The 22,757-nt window shown below is 59.0% G+C and carries 24 protein-coding genes and 2 pseudogenes; 8 read left to right on the top strand and 18 right to left on the bottom strand.

What is annotated here, in order from left to right:
- Positions 1 to 28: 28 nt before the first annotated feature.
- The gene (locus tag AC1RQB_RS25455; protein WP_063342978.1) at positions 29 to 1,201 is read left to right on the top strand and encodes a patatin-like phospholipase family protein; all 1,173 of its coding nucleotides are present in this window, start codon (positions 29 to 31) and stop codon (positions 1,199 to 1,201) included.
- 103 nt (positions 1,202 to 1,304) lie between these two features.
- Here AC1RQB_RS25455 and AC1RQB_RS25450 read toward each other — a convergent pair whose 3' ends face one another.
- From AC1RQB_RS25450 to puuE, 8 genes and pseudogenes are all read right to left on the bottom strand, one after another.
- Positions 1,305 to 2,090 (bottom strand): outer membrane protein OmpK, encoded by a 786-nt coding sequence (locus tag AC1RQB_RS25450; protein WP_008076341.1) that lies wholly within the window; start codon positions 2,088 to 2,090, stop codon positions 1,305 to 1,307.
- Positions 2,091 to 2,463: 373 nt separating this feature from the next.
- The gene (locus AC1RQB_RS25445; RefSeq protein ID WP_063342979.1) at positions 2,464 to 3,249 is read right to left on the bottom strand and encodes an outer membrane protein OmpK; all 786 of its coding nucleotides are present in this window, start codon (positions 3,247 to 3,249) and stop codon (positions 2,464 to 2,466) included.
- Between the two features lie 185 nt (positions 3,250 to 3,434).
- Positions 3,435 to 3,557 (bottom strand): annotated as a pseudogene (locus tag AC1RQB_RS25440) (solute carrier family 23 protein); the annotation flags it as partial.
- 163 nt (positions 3,558 to 3,720) lie between these two features.
- Positions 3,721 to 5,025, bottom strand: coding sequence for a urate hydroxylase PuuD (locus AC1RQB_RS25435; RefSeq protein ID WP_008076344.1), 1,305 nt, complete (start codon positions 5,023 to 5,025; stop codon positions 3,721 to 3,723).
- 50 nt (positions 5,026 to 5,075) lie between these two features.
- Positions 5,076 to 5,579 (bottom strand): ureidoglycolate lyase, encoded by a 504-nt coding sequence (locus tag AC1RQB_RS25430; RefSeq protein WP_007898831.1) that lies wholly within the window; start codon positions 5,577 to 5,579, stop codon positions 5,076 to 5,078.
- 120 nt (positions 5,580 to 5,699) lie between these two features.
- Positions 5,700 to 6,695: an allantoicase gene (gene alc / locus AC1RQB_RS25425; RefSeq protein ID WP_007898829.1), complete on the bottom strand. Its 996-nt coding sequence runs from the start codon at positions 6,693 to 6,695 to the stop codon at positions 5,700 to 5,702.
- 88 nt (positions 6,696 to 6,783) lie between these two features.
- Entirely contained in the window at positions 6,784 to 7,299 is a 516-nt protein-coding gene (uraD, locus tag AC1RQB_RS25420; protein WP_063342981.1) for a 2-oxo-4-hydroxy-4-carboxy-5-ureidoimidazoline decarboxylase, read from the bottom strand.
- Positions 7,296 to 8,222 carry an allantoinase PuuE gene (puuE, locus tag AC1RQB_RS25415; protein ID WP_063342982.1) on the bottom strand — a complete coding sequence of 309 codons (927 nt, stop codon included), beginning with the start codon at positions 8,220 to 8,222 and terminating at the stop codon, positions 7,296 to 7,298. Before puuE ends, uraD begins: the two co-directional genes overlap by 4 nt.
- Positions 8,223 to 8,657: 435 nt before the next feature.
- Between puuE and uraH the strand changes: the two genes are divergently transcribed.
- The gene (gene uraH, locus AC1RQB_RS25410) at positions 8,658 to 9,011 is read left to right on the top strand and encodes a hydroxyisourate hydrolase (RefSeq protein WP_063342983.1); all 354 of its coding nucleotides are present in this window, start codon (positions 8,658 to 8,660) and stop codon (positions 9,009 to 9,011) included.
- A gap of 221 nt (positions 9,012 to 9,232) precedes the next feature.
- On the opposite strand, the gene AC1RQB_RS25405 is transcribed toward uraH, so the two are convergent.
- The 3 genes from AC1RQB_RS25405 to AC1RQB_RS25395 form a co-directional block, all read right to left on the bottom strand.
- Entirely contained in the window at positions 9,233 to 9,859 is a 627-nt protein-coding gene (locus tag AC1RQB_RS25405) for a LysE family translocator (protein WP_007898823.1), read from the bottom strand.
- A 79-nt stretch (positions 9,860 to 9,938) separates the two neighbouring features.
- Complete coding sequence (locus AC1RQB_RS25400) at positions 9,939 to 11,288, bottom strand: NCS2 family permease (protein ID WP_007898822.1); 1,350 nt, start codon at positions 11,286 to 11,288, stop codon at positions 9,939 to 9,941.
- Between the two features lie 315 nt (positions 11,289 to 11,603).
- Complete coding sequence (locus AC1RQB_RS25395) at positions 11,604 to 12,050, bottom strand: MarR family winged helix-turn-helix transcriptional regulator (protein ID WP_063342984.1); 447 nt, start codon at positions 12,048 to 12,050, stop codon at positions 11,604 to 11,606.
- Positions 12,051 to 12,132: 82 nt separating this feature from the next.
- Between AC1RQB_RS25395 and AC1RQB_RS25390 the strand changes: the two genes are divergently transcribed.
- Positions 12,133 to 13,299, top strand: coding sequence for an aminotransferase-like domain-containing protein (locus tag AC1RQB_RS25390; RefSeq protein WP_063342985.1), 1,167 nt, complete (start codon positions 12,133 to 12,135; stop codon positions 13,297 to 13,299).
- A 195-nt stretch (positions 13,300 to 13,494) separates the two neighbouring features.
- Here the strand turns inward: AC1RQB_RS25390 and AC1RQB_RS25385 are convergent, their stop codons facing one another.
- From AC1RQB_RS25385 to AC1RQB_RS25365, 5 genes are all read right to left on the bottom strand, one after another.
- Positions 13,495 to 13,866 (bottom strand): glutathione S-transferase N-terminal domain-containing protein, encoded by a 372-nt coding sequence (locus tag AC1RQB_RS25385; RefSeq protein ID WP_008076356.1) that lies wholly within the window; start codon positions 13,864 to 13,866, stop codon positions 13,495 to 13,497.
- 102 nt (positions 13,867 to 13,968) lie between these two features.
- Positions 13,969 to 14,514 carry a GTP cyclohydrolase I FolE gene (folE, locus tag AC1RQB_RS25380; protein ID WP_007898818.1) on the bottom strand — a complete coding sequence of 182 codons (546 nt, stop codon included), beginning with the start codon at positions 14,512 to 14,514 and terminating at the stop codon, positions 13,969 to 13,971.
- A gap of 77 nt (positions 14,515 to 14,591) precedes the next feature.
- Entirely contained in the window at positions 14,592 to 15,149 is a 558-nt protein-coding gene (locus tag AC1RQB_RS25375) for a Smr/MutS family protein (protein WP_008005647.1), read from the bottom strand.
- Positions 15,150 to 15,224: 75 nt separating this feature from the next.
- Positions 15,225 to 15,545 (bottom strand): hypothetical protein, encoded by a 321-nt coding sequence (locus AC1RQB_RS25370; protein ID WP_007898816.1) that lies wholly within the window; start codon positions 15,543 to 15,545, stop codon positions 15,225 to 15,227.
- A gap of 131 nt (positions 15,546 to 15,676) precedes the next feature.
- Positions 15,677 to 16,267: a cysteine hydrolase family protein gene (locus AC1RQB_RS25365; RefSeq protein WP_008076357.1), complete on the bottom strand. Its 591-nt coding sequence runs from the start codon at positions 16,265 to 16,267 to the stop codon at positions 15,677 to 15,679.
- A gap of 238 nt (positions 16,268 to 16,505) precedes the next feature.
- Between AC1RQB_RS25365 and prmB the strand changes: the two genes are divergently transcribed.
- A complete protein-coding gene (gene prmB / locus AC1RQB_RS25360) occupies positions 16,506 to 17,414 on the top strand; it encodes a 50S ribosomal protein L3 N(5)-glutamine methyltransferase (RefSeq protein ID WP_008005645.1) in 909 nt (302 codons plus the stop codon).
- Between the two features lie 126 nt (positions 17,415 to 17,540).
- Here prmB and AC1RQB_RS25355 read toward each other — a convergent pair whose 3' ends face one another.
- Positions 17,541 to 18,332, bottom strand: coding sequence for a hypothetical protein (locus AC1RQB_RS25355; protein WP_063342986.1), 792 nt, complete (start codon positions 18,330 to 18,332; stop codon positions 17,541 to 17,543).
- Positions 18,333 to 18,485: 153 nt separating this feature from the next.
- Positions 18,486 to 19,496, bottom strand: coding sequence for an alpha/beta hydrolase (locus AC1RQB_RS25350; protein WP_063342987.1), 1,011 nt, complete (start codon positions 19,494 to 19,496; stop codon positions 18,486 to 18,488).
- A gap of 98 nt (positions 19,497 to 19,594) precedes the next feature.
- Between AC1RQB_RS25350 and aroC the strand changes: the two genes are divergently transcribed.
- The 4 genes and pseudogenes from aroC (at position 19,595) to AC1RQB_RS25330 (ending at position 22,619) form a co-directional block, all read left to right on the top strand.
- The gene (gene aroC / locus AC1RQB_RS25345) at positions 19,595 to 20,686 is read left to right on the top strand and encodes a chorismate synthase (RefSeq protein WP_030131637.1); all 1,092 of its coding nucleotides are present in this window, start codon (positions 19,595 to 19,597) and stop codon (positions 20,684 to 20,686) included.
- A gap of 81 nt (positions 20,687 to 20,767) precedes the next feature.
- Positions 20,768 to 21,913 (top strand): MFS transporter, encoded by a 1,146-nt coding sequence (locus AC1RQB_RS25340; protein ID WP_063342988.1) that lies wholly within the window; start codon positions 20,768 to 20,770, stop codon positions 21,911 to 21,913.
- A 35-nt stretch (positions 21,914 to 21,948) separates the two neighbouring features.
- Positions 21,949 to 22,053 (top strand): annotated as a pseudogene (locus AC1RQB_RS25335) (hypothetical protein); the annotation flags it as partial.
- Between the two features lie 20 nt (positions 22,054 to 22,073).
- A complete protein-coding gene (locus tag AC1RQB_RS25330) occupies positions 22,074 to 22,619 on the top strand; it encodes a 1,2-dihydroxy-3-keto-5-methylthiopentene dioxygenase (protein WP_063342989.1) in 546 nt (181 codons plus the stop codon).
- Positions 22,620 to 22,757 lie beyond the last annotated feature (138 nt).

Raw genomic sequence — 22,757 nt, 5'->3', positions numbered from 1 at the left:
ATCCCTTTAAGCACCATGGAGTGTTGCGATGAGTTCTGCTGATCCGGTTACAGGGTTGATACTTTCCGGCGGCGGGGCTCGGGCGGCTTATCAGGTGGGCGTGCTGGCGGCGATTGCCGAGCTGCTGCCGGTGGGAGCGGCGAATCCGTTTCCGGTGATCGTCGGTACATCGGCTGGCGCGATCAACGCGGTCAGCCTGGCCAGTGGGGCAATGGACTTTCGCGGCGCGATTCAGCGTCTGACTGCCTTCTGGCAAGGTTTCCGCAGTCATCTGGTATTGCGCAGCGACTGGCCGGGGGTGATCCATCAAGCCACCCGTTTTGTCAGTCACAATCTGATGGGGGTTGGCGCTCCGGTGCCCGTGGCCCTGCTCAACAGCTCGCCGCTGCGCGGTTTACTCAACGACAAACTGCACATGCCCGGAATTGCCGAGGCCATTGCGCAGAAGCAATTGAAGGCGGTGGCGGTCACGGCGTTTGGCTATGAGTCCGGTCAGGCCGTCACGTTTTATCAGGGCGGCGGCACGATCGAGTCCTGGTTGCGCCATCGGCGAATCGGCGTACCGACCCAATTGAGCGTCGAACATTTGCTGGCCAGTTCGGCGATTCCATTGCTGTTTGCGCCGGTGAAGATCGGCGAAGAATATTTCGGCGATGGCGCGGTGCGTCAATCGGCACCGATCAGCCCGGCCCTGCACCTGGGTGCCAGCCGCGTACTGGTGGTGGGCGTCAGCGGCAACCCGCGCGGGGTCGACCCGCAACAGCCGCTGCAACGCGCCTACACAGGTCAGCAGCCCACCCTGGCCCAAATCGGCGGGCACATGCTCAACAGTACGTTCATTGACAGCCTGGAAAGTGACATCGAGTTGCTGCAGCGTCTGAATCAGTTCAGCCATCTGTTGCCCGACGGCGCGCCGAGTCGGGCATTGGGAGCAGCGCCGGTGGAGGTGCTGGTGATTTCGCCGAGTCAGCCGATCGATGAAATTGCGGCGCGGCATCGCCAGGAGTTGCCGGCGGCCTTGCGTCTGTTTTTGCGCGGGCCGGGGGCGACCAAGACCAGCGGGGCAGGGGTATTGAGTTACCTGCTGTTCGAGGCTGGATATTGCAGTGAGTTGATCGATCTGGGGCGGCGCGATGCGTTGGCCAAACGGCATGAGTTGTGCCGGTTTCTGGGGTTGGTGGAGCCTGCGGTTCCGGCTTGAGATTTGCGGTGCGGCGATTCGCGGGCAAGCCTCGCTCCTACATTGATCTGTGCCGTTCACAAATCTACTGTAGGAGCGAGGCTTGCCCGCGAAGCTTTTACGATTAGAAGTGGAACTTCACCAGGAAGCTCGTGTTGCTCTGATCGGTCTTGAAGTACTGGCTGTCCTTGATCCCGTACTTGTCTGACCAGTAGTCGTACTCGACACCGACGTACAACTGCTTCTCGCCGATGTTCAGGGCTTTGCCCAAGTCGTATTTGATCTGTGGGTTGAAGTGCAAGTTGGCGTGGTAGGTGCCTTTGCTGTTCTTGTCGTTATCGACTACCCAGTCCATGAAACCATCGATCAGGATGTTCGAATCGCCCACGGGAATGGTGTAGGACCAGGCCGGTGTGATCTGCCAGACGTTGTCACCCGCACGGCTGCCTTCGGTGTGACGCTGGTAGAAGTTCAGCTGGAAGTAGTCGAACCCGGGAATCGCCAGGTCGAAACCCGGACCGATCAGGTAGGACTCGGTATCGCCCTCACCGAACTCGTACGTCATGGCCAGCAGCACGTCTTTGATCGGGCCGAACGCCAGTTTCTGGTCGAAGATCTTGCCAAACGACAAGCGTGGGCTGATTTCGCCGTAATAGGTGTTCGAGCCGACGCCGCTGTCTTCCTTGCCGTTGTAGAAAATCTTGTCGACGAACACGAAGTTGTCCCCGTATTTCCAGGCATCGGCGTGCTCGAAGGTGACGGTTTGCTGAATGCGCGGGTTGACCTGGAAGTCCTTGCCATAGAGGTAGGTCAGGCTGTTGTTCTGCCATTGCAGCAAGTCGCCGGCCATTGCCTGGCCCCCGGCCAGCAAGGATCCCGCGAGCATCAGGCTGGTGCACGTACGTTTCATTCGGTTGCTCCCAAAAAGTAGGTGGTTCCACGTTATTTTTCTAAGGTCGGCGCTCTGGTGTGGCGCCTTTTCTTTGCTGTAAAAACAATCCAGTCGGTCAGCTTTAGTGCTGTTAGCAAGAGCTGAGCCAAGGCTTTCAAAAAGTAAAAAAACGCCCGCTCGGCTGTTCGAAAACAGTCGATTGAGCGTCAATTCGAGAAGCCTTGGTACTGTCCAGAGCCGGGATAAGTTGGCTTTCTGGTCAGGAATTAAATCCGCGCTTTTTTTTAGAGCGGATTCGGGCGGGCGCGGAGAATACTGACTCCTTGGCCAGGTCTCAAGTGCCCTGCAACAGAGCACCCGTGACAGGTATCGGGCACGATTGCGGGCCATCTTAAAAGTGCACCTTTACCAGCAGGCTGGCGGTGTTTTGGTTAGTGTCAAAGTTGGCGCTGTTTTCGATTCCGTACTTGTTTTTCCAATAGCTGTATTCGGTGCCGACGTAGACGAATTTATCGCCCCAGCCCAAGACTTTGCCCAGGTCGTACTTGATCTGCGGATTGATGTGCAAGTTGGCGTGGTAAGTGCCGCGTGCATTGCGATCGTTGTCCACCACCCAGTCCAGATAGCCATCGATCAACAGGTTCGAATTGCCTAGCGCAACGCTGTAGGACCAGGTGGGAGTGATCTGCCAGACACCATCACCGGGGCGTGGGCCTTCGGTCTGGCGACGATAGAAGTTCAAGGTGAAGTAGTTGAAACCCGGTACTGCCAGATCGAAACCCGGGCCGATCAGATACGCTTCGCTGTCGCCTTCGCCATACTCGTAAGTCATGGCCAGCAATACGTCCTTGACCGGGCCAAACTCGAAACGACGGTCGAGTATCTTGCCAAAGGACAGGCGCGGACTGAATTCGCCATAGAAGGCGTGGGGGCCTTTATTGCGGTCTTCTTCGCCGTTGTAGAAGATCTTGTCGATGAACAGGAAGTTATCGCCGTACTTCCATTTGTCGGCGTGCTCGAACGTCACCGTCTGCTGGATCGACGGGTTGATCACGAAATTCTTGCCGTACAGGTAGCTCAGGCTGTTGGTTTGCCACAGCAGTAAATCACCGGCCATGGCCTGGCTCGCGGCCAACAGGCCAGAGCCCAACAGCACGCTGGTTTTTATCCGAATCATCTGTTGCTCCCTTTTGTTTTTATTGTTTGAGGCGCAGGCAGCCACCCTTGTGGGAGAGAGCCTGCTCGTGATGGCGTTGGTTCAATCAAACACGGATGTTGAATGTCTTACCGTCATCGCGAGCAGGCTCGCTCCCACAAGGGGGGGTGTCTTTTAGTGGGTCAGTGCGGGTGGGCGTGGCAGCCGGCTTCCTGAAGAATCTTGATCCCGGTGGCGGCGACCATGCCGAACATCGCAATCGCCGTGCCGCCCAGTACCGCAGGTGGAATCGACGCGGCCAGGAGCGCCGCTTTCGGCAGTTGCAAGAGGGGTAAACGCTGAATGGCGGGTGCGTCGGGGATGCGGGCTTCGGATAGCTCGGACATGCAACACCTCGGATCTTTTTTATTCTTGTGATTTGTGTATCAGGTGGACCTGTGGCGGGGGGCTTGTTGTGGCCACAAAAGCCCCCTCGCTACAACGGTGTGTTGCTTATTGGGTTTGAGCTCCCTGAACAATCCACGCACCGATCAGGTCGCGCTCTTGCTGGGTCATCTGGGTGATGTTGCCCAATGGCATGATCTGGCTGGCGACAGCCTGGGCCTGGATGCGCGGGGCCTGAAGCTTGATCTGCTCGGGGGTATCGAACATCACGCCCGCCGGCGCCGCGCTGAACAGCGGGCTGGTGGGTTTCGCCGAATGGCAGACCGTGCAGCGTTCCTGGATCACGTCGTGCACCTTGTCGAAGGCAGGACCGGCATTGGATGCCTGGGCGGGTGCAGTTTCAGGGGCTGCCGTCGGTGCAGCTTCAGCCGGTTTCTTGCCACCGCCGAGGGCTGTTTCCGGCAGCGGCTGATACTCGATGGCCCCAGGTGCCTTGGCCACTTCAGGTGCGCTGGACATTGGCGCCGGCCCGGTCACGTAGGCCAGGCAGATCATGCCGACCGCCGCGGCGGGCAGGGTCCAGGCAAACTTGTGGCTGTCATGACGGGTGTTGAAGTAGTGACGCACCAACACCGCCAGCACCGCGATCCCGGCCAGGATCAGCCAGTTGTATTGGCTGCCGTAAGTGCTCGGGAAGTGGTTGCTGATCATGATGAACAGCACCGGCAAGGTGAAGTAGTTGTTGTGTCGCGAACGCAGCAAGCCTTTGGCCGGCAGCGCCGGATCGGGCGTGCGGTTCTCGGCAATCGCCGCCACCAATGCGCGTTGGGCCGGCATGATGATGCGGAACACGTTGCCGACCATGATGGTGCCGATGATCGCGCCGACGTGCAGGTACGCACCACGACCGCTGAACACTTTGCTGAAGCCGTAAGCCGCGCCAATGATCAGCACGAACAGGATGAAACCGAGCAGGGCAGGGCGTTTGCCCAGGGCCGAGTCGCAGAGGAAGGAGTAGACGAACCAGCCGACGAACAGCGAGCCGATTCCCAGCAGAACACCTTCAGGGCCGGTCAGGCTGCTGCCCGGAGCGAGCAGGTAGAGCGTCGGGTTGGAGTAGAACACCACGCACAGCAGCGCGACCCCCGACAACCAGGTGAAGTAGGCTTCCCATTTGAACCAGTGCAGGTTATCCGGCATGGTCGGTGGAGCCAGTTTGTATTTTTCCAGGTGATAGATACCGCCGCCATGGATCGCCCACAAATCGCCCGCCAGCCCGTTTTTCGGGTTGACCCGATTGAGGTTGTTCTCCAGCCAGACGAAATAGAACGACGCGCCGATCCAGGCCACGCCAGTGATCATGTGAACCCAGCGCACGCTCAGGTTCAGCCATTCCAACAGATGTGCTTCCACAGTCTTTACCTCTCGCCTGTCACTCTGTCGTCGAGTGATCAGACCTTCTCTTATTGGTGGGGGGCGAGGATCAAACGCTCATCCTCTTTGAAAAAATGCTCATCGCAGTTATTGCCTGTGCCACTGCGATCAACCACCAGGAAGTCATCCCGCTTTTCGATCGTCAGCACCGGATGGTGCCAAACGCCGCGATGGTAATTAATGCCCTGCCTGCCGTTGGTGACGAAGGCGCGGACCAAGCCTGATACAGGTTCATCGCCAAGTGGCGCGACCACGATCAGAAAGGGGTTGCCGAGCAGCGGAATGAAAGCCTGGCTGCCCAGCGGATGACGCTCCAGCATGCAGACGGTCAGCGGCATGTCCTGCGCATCGGCGCGGAAAATGCTGATGATTGCCTTGTCCTCTGGCGTAGCGGTTTCCACCGTCGCCAGTTTGTGAAAGCGCATGGTCGAACCGTTGTTGATCATGAAGTGATCGCTGCCGTCGGTTTCGATCACGTCACCGAAAGGGGCGAAGGCTTCTTTGGTCAGCGGTTCAATCGTCAATGTGCGCATGCTGGTCTTCTTTTCCGAATTCTGTGTTGTTGGTTCTGTTGCTATCGCTAGCAGGCTAGCTCCCACATTTGGAATGCATTTCCCTGTGGGAGCCAGCCTGCTGGCGATTGGGTTCAGCGCTTATTTAGCGACCTTGCCCAATACCCGCAGGCGGCTCACGCCCCCATCCGGGAACACGTTCAGGCGGATGTGGGTGATTGGGCCCAGTGCCTTGATCTGCTCGGCGAAGGTATGTTCGGCGTGCATTTCCAGCTTCTGGCTTGGCAACAGTTCACGCCAGAACAGCGATTGGGTTTCGATCTGGCTGTCGGTGCCGCCCTTCACGAATGCACCCTGAATCGAGCAAGTGTCCGGGTAGTTGCCCTTGAAGTGCAGGGTGTCGACGATGACTTTCTCGATCTCGCCGGCGTGACCCAGCGCGACGATCACCCAGTCATTGCCCGGCGTACGACGACGTGCGGTTTCCCAGCCATCGCCCATGTTGATGCCACGGCCCGGGTTGAGGATGTTGCTCATGCGGCCGAAGTGCTCGTCGGAGCAGGCCAGTGCACGGCCACCGTTCAGGGCTGCGGCCAGGTCGACCTGTTCGTTGTCGCCCACAGCGGACCAGTCGCGGAACGGAATGCCGTAAACGCGCAGACGGGCCACGCCGCCATCCGGGTAGATGTTGAAGCGCAGGTGGCTGAAGGCCTGGTCGTTGTTGATTTCGTGGTAGTGGTGGCTGTTGCCTTGCAGTTCGACGGCCGACAGCACTTCAGTCCACTGGGTGTTTTCGTCCGGCTCGCCCGAGGCCAGGAAGCAGGCTTCCAGGGAAGCCGATGGCGGGTAGTTGCCGGTGAAGAATGAAGTGTCGATGTCCACGCCCTTGATCGAGCCCGGTACGCCCAGGCGGATCACCGCGCTGTCGTAGCCTTCGAAGCGCTTGCGGCGCGACTCCCAGCCGTCCATCCACTTGCCGTTGTCATCGAACACGCCCTCCTTCCACACGGCCGGGGTCGGTTGGAACAGACGGTTGGCGTCGGCGAACCAGTCATCGGTGACCGAGATGATTTTGGTGCCCAGACGGGCGTCGGCCAGGTTGACGAACTTCTCGAAAGGTACGGCGTAAGCTTTCATTCTTCTTGTCTGCCTTTAATTAGTTGGCTTGGGATGCTTGCAGGGCCCTGGGCGTTTTCCGCGTTTTTTAACGCTCGGGCCAAGTTCGCTATAGGGTCAGTAATCGGAACAGGGCGATCTTGTTAATCTCCGCCAGCGCGCATTTGAATTCGGTGTCGACCGAGTTGTGGATGCGCGTTTCGAACGCCGCGAGGATCTGATGCCGGTTGCTGCCTTTTACCGCCATGATGAAGGGAAACTTGAACTTGGCTTTGTAGGCGTCGTTCAGCTCGGTGAAGCGCTGGAACTCATCGCTCGAGCATTGGTGAATACCCGCGCCAGACTGTTCTTCAGTGCTGGCAGCGGTAAGCTGGCCCTGGACGGCGGCTTTGCCGGCCAGGTCCGGGTGAGCGTTGATCAGGGCCAGTTGGCTCGTGTGATCAGCGCTCAACAAGATGTCGCTCATGCGCTGGTGCAGGGTTTCGATCTCGTCGATCGAAGCGTCCTGGCCCAGGTCGAGGGCCTTCTCGGCCACCCATGGCGAGTGTTCGTAGATGTCGGCGAAGGCGGCGACAAACGCGTCGCGGCTCAGGGTCGATGGTTTGATGGTTTGAAAGGTGCTCATTTCGCGGCCCCTTGGAACGGGTGGGTTTCGTGCCAGTGGCGAGCGATGTCGACGCGGCGGCTGAACCACACCTGTTCATGACTTTTAGCGTATTCGATAAAGCGTTTGAGCGAAGCCAGACGCGCCGGACGGCCAATCAGACGGCAGTGCAGGCCGATCGACAACATCTTCGGTGCTTCCGCACCTTCGGCATACAGCACGTCGAAGGCGTCTTTGAGGTATTCAAAAAAATCGTCGCCCTTGTTGAAGCCCTGGACCTGGGTGAAGCGCATGTCATTGGTGTCCAGGGTGTAGGGGATCACCAGATGCGGCTTGCCGGTCGGGTTGTTCGGTTCCCAGTAGGGCAGGTCGTCGTCGTAGGTGTCGCAGTCGTAGAGGAAACCGCCTTCTTCCATCACCAGCCGACGGGTGTTCGGGCCGGTGCGGCCGGTGTACCAGCCCAGAGGGCGCTCGCCGGTGATTTCAGTGAGGATGCGGATCGCTTCGAGCATGTGCTCGCGCTCCTGCGCTTCGTCCATGTACTGGTAGTCGATCCAGCGGTAGCCGTGGCTGCAGATTTCGTGACCGGCATCGACCATGGCGCGGATCACGTCCGGGTGGCGCTGGGCGGCCATGGCCACGGCGAAGATGGTCAGCGGAATGTCGAATTCCTTGAACAATTTCAGAATCCGCCAGACGCCGGCACGGCTGCCATACTCGTAAAGGGATTCCATGCTCATGTTGCGCTCGCCTTGCAGCGGCTGCGCCGAGACCATTTCCGAGAGGAAAGCTTCGGACTCTTTATCGCCGTGCAGGATATTGCGCTCGCCACCTTCCTCGTAATTGAGCACGAAGGACAGCGCGATGCGGGCATTGCCCGGCCAGTGTGGGTGAGGAGGGTTACTGCCGTAACCGATCAGGTCGCGTGGATAGTCAGCGCTCACTGCAGTCTTCCTTCTTGTTCGTGTCGACTTGTTCAAAGTCAGGGTGTGTGTGGCGGCCTGGCGATGAGAGGGCAGGCTGGCGTCACAGCGATGGAGTGATTGTATACAACTTTATATTCACTTTGTAAGCCTGATTTTTTGCATTTTTCACTGACTGGTCGCTTTGAAGGGTACTGCAAGAAACCTGCCTGACTGGTCAGCTAATGGATAGGAGGTCCGCTGATCGTATGGTTTGGCGTCAGATTCGCCGTTAAACCCTGAATGGCGGAGTTGGCGGTAAAAATGTCGTTTTTATTGTGTACAATTTTTATGAAAAGTGTCTTAATCAGTCGCTCGCCGCAGCTTTTCGTGCTCCGAAACGGTGCGGTCTCCTTTTCAACTGACTTCGGGAGGCGCGAGGTCTGACTGCTCCACGCAGGCAGGCGCGCAGAATCAATGGGACGTTTGACTACACACGTTTTGGACGCTGCACACGGTTGCCCGGGCAGCTCGATCAAGGTCGAGTTGTACCGCGTTGAAGGTTCGCTGCTGGAATTGGTCGCCACTGCGCTCACCAACAGCGATGGCCGTGTCGATTCGCCGTTGCTGCAAGGTGATGACTATCGGTCCGGGGTCTATCAGCTTCAGTTTCATGCGGGTGATTACTACCGCGCCCGTGGGGTTCAGCTGCCTGAGCCTGCGTTCCTGGATGTGGTGGTGCTGCGTTTCGGCATCTCTGCGGAACAGGATCACTACCACGTGCCGTTGTTGATTTCGCCGTACAGCTATTCCACGTACCGAGGCAGTTGATCCCCCAAGCAGCTGCCTCCTCCGAGAAGCGACTGCGCATATAGCTTCTTTGGTCTTTCGCCCGCTCACACTGCGGGCTTTTTTTTGCTCTGAGAAATGTGGTGTTGCTGATGACGCCTTCGCGAGCAAGCCCGCTCCCACATTTGATCTCTGCCGGTCATAAATAATGTATTCGCAGAAGATCCAGTGTGGGAGCGGGCTTGCTCGCGAAGCTTTTGCTTTTAACGACTCAACAACGACGCCGCACCAGCCCCGCTAAACAACCCCGCACTCACCCGGTTAAACCAGCTCTGCCCGTTGCCGCTGCGCAAATACCGCGCCGCGCCATGAGCTCCGAGGCCATAAGCCAATTTGCACAGCAGATCCAGCACGGTCCAGGTGGCAATCATCACCAGCAACTGCGGCAAGAAGGGTTGCTCAGCACTCAAAAACTGCGGCAGGAAAGCGGCAAAGAACAAAATGTCTTTCGGATTGCTCGCGCCGAGCATGAACGCGCGCCCGAACAGTGCACGAAAGCGCGGCACCGGCGCAGCCTGGGGCACTTCGGCGCCTTGGGAGGGCTGACGCGATTGCTGCCAGCTCTGCCAGGCGAGATAGAACAGGTACAACGCACCGACGATTTTCAGGGCGCTGAACAGCTGTTCCGATGCCAGCAACAATGCGCCCAAGCCAAGCGCCGAAGCACTGAGCAGGCAGATCGACGCAATCACGCCTCCCAGAAACGCCGGGTAAGAGCGGCGCAAACCGTAATTCAGGCTGTTGCTGATCATCAGCAACGACAGTGGTCCCGGGATCAGGATCACCACCAGCGCAGCGCCGCTGAACAGCAGCCAGGTTTCCAGACTCATCACTTTCCTCCCTATATGCAAAAGCCTCACCCGACGGGGTGAGGCTGTTTTGAAACACTGTTTTTGAAACGTAGACGGCTTACAAGAAAATGAACTTGGCGATGAAGATCGCGCAGAGCACCCACAAACTGACGGAAATTTCCTTGTGTTTACCGGTGAAAGCCTTCAGCACCACGTAAGTGATAAAGCCCAGCGCGATACCGTCGGCGACCGAGAAGGTCAGCGGCATCATGATCGCGGTAACGATCGCCGGAATGCTGTCGGTCGCTTCGTCCCATTCGATATGCGCCATGCCGCCCATCATCAGCATCGCCACATAAATCAGCGCACCGGCGGTTGCATAAGCGGGGATCATGCCAGCCAGCGGTGCGAAAAACATCGCGGCAATAAATAGCACACCTACGGTCACAGCGGTAAGACCAGTCCGACCACCCGCTGCGACACCCGCGGCACTTTCCACATAGCTGGTGACTGGCGGAACACCGACCACCGCACCGAATACACTGGAAGCACTGTCGGCTTTGAGGGCGCGGGAAAGGTTTTCGATCTTGCCGTCAGCGTTTACCAGACCGGCGCGTTGTGCAACGCCCATCAAGGTGCCAGCGGTGTCAAACATGTGCACAAAGAGGAAAGCCAGAACCACGCTGATCATGCTGATATTGAATACACCGGCGACGTCCATGGCCATCCACGTCGGAGCCAGGCTCGGCGGGGCAGACATGATGCCCTCGTAGTGCACCAGCCCCAGGCCCCAACCGGCCAGGGTCACGGTGATGATGCTGATGAGGATCGCGCCGAACACTTTGTGGTAGCTGAGCACGGCGATCATCAGGAAGCAGATGGCCGCCAGCAGCGGACCAGGTTCGCGCAGGGAACCGAGCTTGATCAGGGTGGCCGGGCTATCGACCACGATGCCTGCGGTTTTCAAGCCGATCAGCCCTAGAAACAGACCCACACCGGCGCCCATGGCAAAGCGCAAACTCACTGGAATGCTGTTGAGCAGCCATTCGCGAATCCGGGAAAAGGTCAGGAACATGAACAACACACCGGAAACGAACACCGCACCAAGGGCGGTTTCCCAGTTGTAGCCCATGGTGCCGACCACGGTGTAAGTGAAGAACGCGTTCAGGCCCATGCCCGGTGCCAGGCCGACCGGCCAGTTGGCGTACAGGCCCATCAGCAGGCAACCCAGTGCGGCGGCGATGCAGGTGGCGACGAACGCCGCACCGTGATCGATGCCGGCATCGGCCATGATGTTCGGGTTGACGAAGATGATGTAAGCCATGGTGATGAAGGTTGTCAGACCGGCGATCAGCTCGGTCTTCACCGTGGTGCCGTGCAAGCTGAGTTTGAAGATGCGCTCCAGCCAGCCATTGCGTAATGGCGGCGAGAGTTCCAGCGTCGGGGCTTCGGATTTGCGGCTTTCCACAGCGAGTACTCCTCAAGAGTTTTATTGTTATTTCCAGGGCCGGACCCATGAGGGTGGCAGCGACCCTTTGAGGTACTTGCGAATTTGTTGACTTGTTGGTCAAGAACTCGCACGAAGCGAATTATGCTTTTGTATACAAATAAAGCAAATAATGTTTTTGATTTTGTAGACGAAAAGTTTGTTGATCGGGATATATCGGCTATAGACGATCGTTCCCACGCTCTGCGTGGGAATGCCGCCATGGACGCTCTGCGTCCGCCGTTGATGTGACGCAGAGCGTCACGGGATGCATTCCCACGCAGAGCGTGGGAACGATCAGCTTGGAAAGACCTGGGCTTTACCCAGCGCGAGATTCACCGCCAACCACCCATTCACCGCCGTCTCCCCAGCTTCGGCAAACACCCGCTCGAGCAATTTCACCTGCTCGCGCCGCAGCGACTGCTCGAACCGCGCGCCTTCTGCAGTCAGTTCCAGCAGCCGCTTACGCTTGTCGGTCTCGGACGCGACGCTGTTCACCAAATGCATTTCTACCAACTGACGCAGCGGCATGTTCAGCGCCTGTTTGCTCACGCCGAGCAACGCCAGCAACTCCTTGACGCTGAGGGCAGGGTAGCGGGCAATGAAAAACACGATGCGTTGGTGCACTCGGCTCAAGCCGCGACGCTCGAGCATTTCGTCGGCCTTGGCGGTGAACGCCTGGTAACCGAAGAAAAACGCTTCCATGGCTTGTTGCTGAGTGCTGGGGTTTTTAAGGTCAAGCATGTTGACGTATCCGCTCGGTCTGTCGTAATTTCGGTCAACCAGTTTGACTCATTTTCCTCAGGCCTCGCTACCGGTGACCCCCATGGCTTTTTCCGAACGTGTCTCGCGCCTTAAAAGTTCTTTGATCCGTGAAATCCTCGCCGCCGCCCAGCGTCCGGAAGTGATGTCGTTCGCCGGCGGCTTGCCGGCCGAAGCCATGCTGCCGAAAGTCGAGTGGGCGGATATGCCACTGTCCATGGGGCAATACGGCATGAGCGAAGGCGAGCCGGCACTGCGTGAGGCGCTGGCGGCCGAAGCCCGAGCGTTGGGTGTGCCGTGTGAGGCGAGTCAGGTATTGGTGGTCAGCGGCTCCCAGCAAACCCTCGATCTGGCGGCCAAGCTGTACATCGACAAAGGCACCGAGATTCTGCTCGAAGCACCGACCTACCTGGCGGCGTTGCAGATTTTTCAGCTGTTTGGCGCCGACTGCATCACCGTCCCATTGGAAGCCGATGGCCCGAACCTGGCACAACTGCGTAACCGTCTGGAAAAACACAAGCCAGCGTTCATCTACCTGATTCCGACGTTTCAGAACCCCTCGGCAGTGCGCTACAGCGAGGCTAAGCGCGATGCAGTGGCGGCGTTGCTCGACGAGTTCGGCGTAACCCTGATCGAAGACGAACCCTACCGCGAACTGACCTTCGACGGCGGCAGTGCCACGCCGATCGTCAGCCGCTTGAACAAAGCCAGCTGGATCTACACCGGCACCGTGTCGAAAACCCTGTTGCCGGGCTTGCGGGTCGGTTACCTGATCGCCAGCCCAGACCTGTTTGCGCACTTGCTGCGGCTCAAGCAATCGGCCGATCTGCACACCAACCGCATCGGGCAGTGGCAAGCGCTGCAATGGATCGGCACTGAGAAATACCAACAGCATCTGGGTGAGTTGCGTGATTTCTATCGGGTTCGTCGGGATGCGTTTCAGTCGGCATTGGAAACGCACTTTTCCGATCTGGCGCAGTGGAACGTGCCGCAGGGCGGGTTGTTTTTCTGGCTGACACTCAAGCAGCCGCTCGATACGCGCACGCTGCTCAAGGCTGCGCTGGCGGCGGATGTGGCGTTTATGCCGGGCGAGCCATTTTTTCCTGAACCGGACAACAACCCCGGTCATCTGCGGCTGAATTTCAGCCACATCGACCCGGCGCGGCTGGACGAAGGGCTCAAGCGATTGGCGACGGTGGTGCGTCAGGCCCAGGCCGCAGAAGCGGCTTGAGGGGATGCAGAAAAAAATAAACCGGCCCATGGGCCGGTTTATTTTTGTCTGAAGTTTGTGGTGGCTGGTCTGGCGTCATCGCGGGCAAGCCCGCTCCCACAGTGGATCTGTTTTAAACACAGATCCCATTTACTCTACAAATCCTTGTGGGAGCGGGCTTGCCCGCGATGGCGCCGGTCGAAACACCACAAAACCTCAGGCTGCAGCAAACCGCTTATCCAGATAATCAATGATCACCTTGGACTCATACATCCAGGTGGTCTGGCCATTCTCTTCGATGCGCAGGCACGGCACCTTGATCTTGCCACCTTGCTCCAGCAGAGCCTGGCGATCCTGTTCGTTGTTCTTCGCATCGCGCAACGCCACCGGAACGTTCAGGCGACGCAGGGTGCGGCGGGTTTTCACGCAGAACGGGCAAGCATGGAACTGATACAGGGTCAGGTCCTTGGCGGCCGTGTTGACCTGAGCCTGAGCTTCGGCAGGGCGCTGTTTTTTGCCCGGACGGGTGATGAAGTCGATGAAGATGATCAGTTGGCCAAGGCCGACACGAAGCGCTTTAACGAACATGGTATAAGCCTCACAGGGGCAAACAGAAGGCGCGCAGCTTACCTGATTTTCGCAGGCGAAAAAAAAACCGGCGATCAGTGCCGGTTTTCTTCGTGCTGCGAGTTACTTGATCAGGCTGAGAAACTCGCTGCGGGTGGCCGCGTTTTCGCGGAACTCGCCGAGCATCACCGAGGTGATCATCGTCGAGTTCTGTTTCTCCACACCGCGCATCATCATGCACATGTGCTTGGCCTCGATCACCACCGCAACGCCCAGGGCGCCGGTGACTTGCTGGACCGCATCGGCGATCTGGCGACTGAGGTTTTCCTGGATCTGCAGGCGGCGAGCGTACATATCGACGATCCGCGCGACTTTCGACAGCCCCAGGACCTTGCCGCTCGGGATGTAGGCAACATGGGCCTTGCCGATGAACGGCAGCATGTGGTGCTCGCACAACGAGTAGAGCTCGATGTCCTTGACCAGCACCATCTCGCTGTTGTCGGAGCTGAACAAGGCACCGTTGGTGACCTCTTCCAGTGTCTGTTCATAACCGCGGCAGAGGTACTGCATGGCTTTGGCGGCACGTTTTGGCGTGTCGAGCAGGCCCTCGCGGGAGGCGTCCTCGCCCAATTGGCCGAGAATCTCGGTGTAATTCTGTTCCAGGGACATGAAACTACCTGTGGGATTTTACGCAAAGGGCAAGGGTACGGTGACGGACACGGCGCTGCAAGCGTGAAGCGACGGCATCACTCGTCGCGACCTTCCATCATGGTGCGTTTGAGCATCACATAAACCGCTCCGGCGCCGCCGTGTTTCGGTTGGCACGAGGTGAAGCCAAGCACCTGTGGATGCTGGCGCAGCCACGTGTTGACGTGGCTTTTGATCATCGGCCGCTTGCCGTCCAGGCGCACCGCTTTGCCGTGGGTGACACGTACGCAGCGGATTTCGAATTTGGTCGCTTCGGCCAGAAAGGCCCATAGGGTCTCACGGGCCTTTTCCACGTTCATGCCATGCAGGTCGAGGCTGCCTTCGAACGGAATCTGTCCGATCTTGAGCTTGCGCATCTGGCTTTCCTGGACACCGTCGCGGGCCCACATCAGCTCATCTTCGGGGCCGACATCAATGACGAACTGATCGGACAGCCCATCAACGGTGGTGGCATCGGTGCGCACGGTGGCGGCCTGGCGCAGCTTGGCGATTTGCGCGCGGTCGGCCTTGGGTTTGCCGGTTTCGGCGCGATCGTGCTTGATCGGCTTGACGCCTTGGATCGCGCTTTTGAACAGGGAAAAATCGTCGTCTTGCATGTCAGCCTCCGCGAAGGGCGGCCAGTTTACCCAAGTCGAAGCGAATGGGGCGCGACAAAACGCGTGGCGTTCGGCTCAGTCGTGTTTTTTCATCAAATGCGGGGACATGTTCAGCTCTTGCGATTGACGCGAACGGCGGCGGCAGCGGCGCCACAGCCACACGCCGATGTACAGCACGAACAGGCCAATCGCCAAAATCACTGCCGAACCGACCCGGTTGGTATTCAACTCGCCCAGGGCGGGCGCTTGGCCGAGCAGGCTGGCGGCACCTGCCATCACCAGCAGCACGCCGCACATCGCCAGCAGAGCGGCAATGGCTGCGCCGAAGCGAAAACGCCAGTTGCTTTGGCCTTTGGGCCGCAAGCGGCGTGCATCAAAACCATCGGATAACTTCATTCCGACCTTCCTCAATGGGTATCGGCCCTTCGACCGGGAGTTGACCGGGATGTTCCTGAGGCTAGGGCAATTACAGCAAATGAGAGGCTTTTGCGGATGAGCGGCGGCATGGACCGCTCATCGACGGTCGATCAGATCAGTTCGCGGGTCTGGGCGAGGGTGGCGAAATTGTCCGCCATGATCGCCATCTCGGTGTGCTGAACGTGCTCGGCGCTCAGGACGCCACCCTTGGAGGGCAGATCGCGAGTCGCGCAGGCGTCTTCAACCAATGTGCAACGAAAGCCCAGGTTCTTCGCGGCGCGCACGGTAGTGCTGACGCTGGAATGGCTCATGAAGCCGCAGACGATAAGGTCCAGCGAGCCGAGATTCTGCAGGCGCTCCAGCAGTTCGGTGCCATGAAACGCACTCGGCAGCAATTTTCCGATGATGGTTTCATCGCCCTGTGGCTCCAGGCCCGGGATGAACTCACCGCGCTCGCCTTGCGGGTCGAACAGCCCACCGACGGTGCCGAGGTGGCGCACGTGCACGATCGGCCGACCGGCAGCACGGGCAGCGGCGACCAGTTGCTTGATGTTCGCGACGGCAGCATCCATGCCGCTCAGTGCCAAGGGGCCGCTGAGGTATTCTTTCTGGGCATCGATGATGACAAGGGTCGCATGACCCAGATTGGCCGCTGCATAACCACGGCCGCTGAGTTGAAACATCGTTTTTGGAACGGACATTCTGGGGCTCCTTCGAGTGGGGCTTTTGCGACATTGTCCTCTGGCTGAGCGCTTCTGTGAATCGCTACCATCGTAGGCACCGCCGTTGTTGGGTCGCAGCCTTGTCAAGATACTCGTTCTGTTCAATAGCTTGCTGAAAAAATAGAAGAGTCCTACATCTGGTCCGGTGTTTTTCCTGCGTCGTCGTGGCGTCTTTTGGCTGTTAGAATCGTCAGTCGTTTTTTCTGGAGTTTGCCCCGTGATCACTTCCCGACTTCGTACCCTGCGTGACCATATCCGTTGGGCCGTCAGCCGCTTCCATGGGGAGGATCTGTTTTTCGGCCATGGGACCGACAACGCCTGGGACGAAGCCCGTCAACTGGTGTTGGGTGCATTGCACCTGCCGTGGGAAATTGCTGATAGCTACCTCGACTGCAATCTGGAAGAGGACGAACTGGTCAACTTGCAGCGCCTGCTCAAACGTCGCATCGAAGAGCGCATTCCGACCGCTTACCTGCTGGGTGAAGCCTGGTTCTGCGGTATGTCGTTCATTGTCGACGAACGCGTGCTGATCCCGCGTTCGCCAATTGGCGAGCTGATCGAAAAGCGTTTCGAACCGTGGCTCGGCGCCGAGCCTGCGCGCATTCTAGACCTGTGCACCGGTTCCGGTTGCATCGGCATCGCCTGTGCCTACGAGTTCCAGAACGCCGAAGTGGTACTGGCCGATCTGTCGTTCGAAGCGCTGGAAGTGGCGAACCAGAACATCGAGCGCCACGGTGTCGATGAGCGGGTGTTCACCGTTCAGGGCGATGGTTTTGATGGCTTGCCGGGTCAACGTTTCGACCTGATCGTGTCGAACCCGCCCTACGTCGATGCGGAAGATTTCGCCGACATGCCGGACGAATATCAGCACGAACCGGAGCTGGGCCTGGCCTGTGGCGACGACGGTTTGAACCTGGTGCGCCGCATGCTCGCCGAAGCGGCGGATCATCTGACCGAGAAAGGTTTGCTGATTGTCGAGGTGGGTAACAGCCAGGTTCACGTCGAGGCGCTGTACCCGGAAGTCGACTTCGCCTGGCTGGAGTTCGAGCGCGGTGGGCATGGAGTGTTCATGCTGACAGCGGAGCAGTGCCGCGATCATCAGGCGCTGTTCGCTTCTCGCGTCTGACTCTAGAAAGCCATCGCGGGCAAGCCACGCTCCCACAGGTTTTGTGTTGTGTCCTATTGATCTGGCACACACAAAACCTGTGGGAGCGTGGCTTGCCCGCGATGGCAGCGCCGCGGTCTCAAGCCTTCAACGGTGCGTAGCAATCCAGATCAACAATCCCGCCTGAAACACCGCAAACGCCACCAGACAGGTAATGGTAAAACGCAGCCCGGCGTCTTCGCGTTTGTACTTGCTGACTTTTTCTTCGTGCTTCTTCAGTTTGACTTCCTGTTCCGCCAGGTTCTGCTCGGCTTGTTGGAGCATCTGCGCGGCTTCGAGGATTTCCACCTGCTGCAACTTTTCGCTGTTCCAGTCGCCGAGCAAATCACCGACCGACACCTCTTTAACGCTGCCCTTCAAATGCTGGGCGTCGGCGTAGACCACGTCAAAACCGTGCACCCGCAGAAAGTGATCGCGGCGCAGGCGAGTGTCTTCGTTCAGCGCATCCTTGTTGTTCAGGTCAGTGCCGTCGACGGTATAAGCGGGCCATCTCTTTTTCGCCCACGTAATGCCCTGAGCGGCCATATAGCGCCCGATGCCACGGTTCATCGGCTCGATCTGCAAACCACTTTCCGGGCCGAAATGCACACGTTTGGAAGCGTGATCAACCCAGACATCCAGATGATTCTGTTCTTTGCGCACCCGTTGGCCCGGCAGTTTGATGGCCATGCGCAGCAGGCTGTGTTCCTTGCTATTGCGTTCGGCGTAACCGAATTCGACAAAGCGCAACGGCCGTCCACCGGTGTTGCGGTCGGTTTTCAGCGGCGCCAGGCGGAGCATTTTGTGGTGCTCGACGTGGACGTCCGCCCACGGCAGCTCGACCGCTGGCGGTGCGTCTTTTTCAGCGGTGGTGTCGGGTGAAGTCTGGGTATCAGTCATAACGGCGAGATCCTGTCCAAGCTCTGCTTGCCGCCAGTCATAGCGCTGGCGACAAAGGCTTATCGGCCGTTTTTTTCAGGACTGGAGGGCCAGGGACGTTCTCAACTGGTTTTCACGGCGTGAAAACTGGTTGAGAACGCCTTCTGACAGCGTTTAACGGGTGCGAAGTCCGTCAATAAACTCGAGGATTCGCGCGCCGAGTTCGGCCGCCAGCGGTAATTGCGGATCTTTATAGGAGGCCAATTGCCGCTTCACGTCGTTGGGCACGATGCGCATCACGTGGTTCATGCCTTCGATCAGCGCCAGTTCGGCGTCCGGTTTGGCGGCCTTGAGCGCCTTGGCATCACCCACGCCGACCTGAATGTCGTTGCTGCCCTGGATGATCAACGCCGGCATTTTCAGTTTGGCGAAGGCCGCTGCCGGGTCCTGGCGGAACAGCGAAATCAGATACGGCTGCACGCTGGGGCGGAAAATCACCTGCAATTGCGGTGGCACGTTGTCGTCGGTGTGGCCGGCCTTGAGGCTGTCGAGCAGTTCATTGCTGCGCAGCATCAAGGGAGGCGGCAGGCGATTACTCAACTGCTGGCGCAGTACCTGATCGATCGGTCGGGCGCTGCCGGACAGGGAAATCACCGCCGCGGCATCGATGTTTGGTGCCGCGAGGCTGGCGATCAACGCACCTTCGCTGTGGCCGAGCAAAATCAGTTTGCCAAAGCGCGGATCGGTTTTGAGCTTGTGGCCCCAGGCTTGGGCGTCAGCCACATAGGCCTCCACCGACAGATTACGTTCGTCTGGAGTCGCAGCCAGGCTCGCCGCCACGCCGCGTTTGTCGTAGCGCACGCTGGCGATGTTGTGTTTGGCCAGCACCCAGGCCAGCCGTTTGAGGCTGTCGTTGCGTCCGCCGTCGGGGTTGTTTCCGTCACGATCCGTAGGACCGGAGCCAGAAATGATCAGGACAACCGGCACTGGCGTGTCGGACTTGGGCAGCAACAGCGAGCCGAAAAGCTCGCCGCTGCCCGTGTCCAATGTGATGGGACGTTGCAGGACGGTGGCCTGGGCCACATAGGGGAGCAGGCCGGTAAACAAAGTAAGGCTCAAGGCTAAAACTCGCAGCATCATCACGCCATCATCCACTCGGTGCCGGTTGGACTCGCAGGCGGCCATAAGGTTCGAGCATAAGGTTCGAGGATGAACTAGTCGGGTAGCCTGCGTATACTGGCGCGCATTACGTATTTTAGTTTCGATTTCACGGAGCGTCCCGCATGTCCGGCAATACCTACGGCAAGCTGTTCACTGTCACCACTGCGGGCGAAAGCCATGGTCCGGCGTTGGTCGCCATTGTCGATGGCTGCCCGCCGGGCCTGGAGATTTCCCTTGAGGATCTGCAGCGCGACCTGGATCGCCGCAAGCCCGGCACCAGCCGCCACACCACCCAGCGCCAGGAAGCCGACGAAGTCGAAATCCTTTCCGGCGTGTTCGAAGGCCGCACCACCGGTTGCGCCATCGGCCTGTTGATCCGCAACACCGACCAGAAGTCCAAGGACTATTCGGCGATCAAGGATCTGTTCCGCCCGGCCCACGCCGACTACACCTACCACCACAAATACGGCGAGCGCGATTACCGCGGCGGCGGTCGCAGTTCGGCCCGTGAAACCGCCATGCGCGTGGCGGCAGGGGCGATTGCGAAAAAGTACCTGGCTACCCAAGGCATCGTCATTCGTGGCTACATGAGCCAGCTCGGCCCGATTGAAATCCCGTTCAAGACCTGGGATTCGGTGGAAGAAAACGCCTTCTTCAGCCCCGACCCGGACAAAGTGCCGGAGCTGGAAGCCTATATGGACCAGTTGCGTCGCGACCAGGATTCGGTCGGCGCGAAAATCACCGTGGTCGCCGAAGGCGTGATGCCGGGCCTCGGCGAGCCGATCTTCGACCGCCTCGACGCCGAACTGGCCCACGCGCTGATGAGCATCAACGCGGTCAAAGGCGTTGAGATCGGCGCCGGTTTTGCCAGCATCGCCCAGCGCGGCACCGAACACCGTGATGAAATGACTCCGGAAGGTTTCCTCAGCAACAACGCCGGCGGCATTCTCGGTGGCATCTCGTCCGGTCAGCCGATCGTGGCGCACCTGGCGCTTAAGCCGACATCGAGCATCACCACGCCGGGCCGTTCCATCGACATCCATGGCAACCCGGTTGAGGTCGTCACCAAGGGCCGTCACGACCCGTGCGTCGGCATCCGCGCCACGCCGATTGCCGAAGCGATGATGGCCATCGTATTGATGGATCACCTGCTGCGTCACCGCGGGCAGAACGTCGATGTGCGCGTGAGCACTCCGGTGCTGGGTCAGCTTTAATGGCTGACGCAGGGTCTGTACGAAAACTCGTCGCGCAGGCAGTTTTTGTGCAGAGCCTCATAGCCGCCGGGGCCTGACGACGTGACGGCGCTTCCGTACTGGCGGCTTTCCAGTTTCTATCTGTTCTATTTCGCATTACTCGGTTCGACAGCGCCATTCCTGGCGCTGTACTTCGATCACCTGGGCTTTTCCAGTGCGCGCATTGGCGAACTGGTGGCGATCCCGATGCTGATGCGCTGCGTGGCGCCGAACATCTGGGGCTGGCTCGGTGACTACACCGGGCGACGGCTGGCCATCGTGCGGTTCGGCGCGGTCTGTACGTTGCTGACCTTCTCACTGATTTTCGTCAGCAAAAGCTACGCGTGGCTGGCAATGGTCATGGCCTTGCACGCGTTCTTCTGGCATGCGGTATTGCCGCAGTTCGAAGTCATCACCCTGGCGCATTTGCAGGGGCAGACATCTCGCTACAGTCAGATTCGCCTGTGGGGTTCCATCGGCTTCATCATCACCGTGGTCGCCCTCGGCCGGTTGTTCGAATGGCTTAGCCTGGACATCTATCCGGTGGCGCTGGTGCTGATCATGGCCGGGATCGTCGTCAGCAGTTTGTGGGTACCCAACGCGCAACCGGTCCAGAGTGAACGGTTGGCGGGGAAGGGATTCCTCCAGCAATTGCGCAACCCCGGCGTGTTGGCATTCTACGGTTGCGTGGCCCTGATGCAGATGAGCCACGGGCCGTATTACACCTTTCTGACCCTGCACCTTGAGCGACTGGGTTACACCCGTGGCTTGATTGGTATGCTCTGGGCCTTGGGCGTGGTCGCTGAAGTATTAATGTTCCTGGCCATGAGCAAGATTCTGGCGCGCTTCTCGGTGCGCCGGGTGCTGCTGGCGAGTTTCCTGCTGGCGGCTTTGCGTTGGTTGTTGCTCGGTTCGTTTGCTGAATTCCTCTGGGTATTGCTGTTCGCCCAAGTGTTGCACGCCGCAACTTTCGGCAGCTTTCACGCGGCTGCCATCCAGTTCGTGCAACGTAGCTTCGGCGCCCGTCAGCAAGGCCAGGGCCAGGCGTTGTATGCTGCGTTGGCTGGCACCGGCGGCGCACTGGGCGCGTTGTATTCCGGCTACAGCTGGAATGCCCTCGGCGCCACAGTGACCTTTAGCATTGCCAGTCTCGCAGCCTTCGCCGCTGCCGTTATCATTGCGACACGTATGCAAGAGGACAGGCCATGAGCCTGGCCTGCGAACATCTCGCCCGGAAATCATCGACGTGGGGCGTGCGCATGAGCGACGCGCTACGGCAGATCGAGGCTTTTGAATTTTTGTTCGAGTGCGAGTTTAAGACGCGCTCGCTCTCGAACCATAAAGCATGAACCGTTAAGGAGTTGCCCAGATGAGCAGCCTGTCCGTTTATCACGTCTCCAGCCCTGAAATACCGAACAAAGTCCTGACCCACCTCGAGGACATCGCCTCGACCCTGGCCGAACAGGGCGTGCGCTTTGACCGTTGGCAAACCACAGCGAAAATCCAGCCCGGTGCCAGCCAGGAAGAAGTGATCGCCGCGTATCAGGAGCACATCGACAAATTGATGACCGAGCGCGGTTACCTCACTGTCGACGTCGTCAGTTTGAACAGCGATCACCCGCAAAAAGCCGAACTGCGCGCCAGGTTCCTCGATGAACACCGCTACGCTGAAGACGAAGTACGATTTTTCGTCGCTGGCCGTGGCTTGTTCTCCCTGCACATCGGCGATTACGTCTACGCCGTGCTTTGCGAGAAAAATGACCTGATCCTGGTGCCCGCCGGTACGCCGCATTGGTTCGACATGTGCGAGCACCCGCATTTCGTCACCATCCGTCTGTTTAACAACCCCGAAGGCAGGGTGGCTAGTTTCACCGGCGACGACATCGCCAGCCGCTTCCCGCGTCTCGAGGACTGAGTAGAGGCCAATCGTTGCTCCGGCCTTCTGCCCTGTAAACCACATAACCTGTAGGAGCAGAGGTGGGGGGGGGGGGGGGGGGGGGGGGGGGGGGGGGGGGGGGGGGGGGGGGGGGGGGGGGGGGGGGGGGGGGGGGGG

Source organism: Pseudomonas sp. GW822-FHT02E03 (assembly GCF_058802325.1).
Note: the sequence above shows the minus strand (reverse complement) of the source record. Positions and strands in the feature narration are given on the sequence as shown.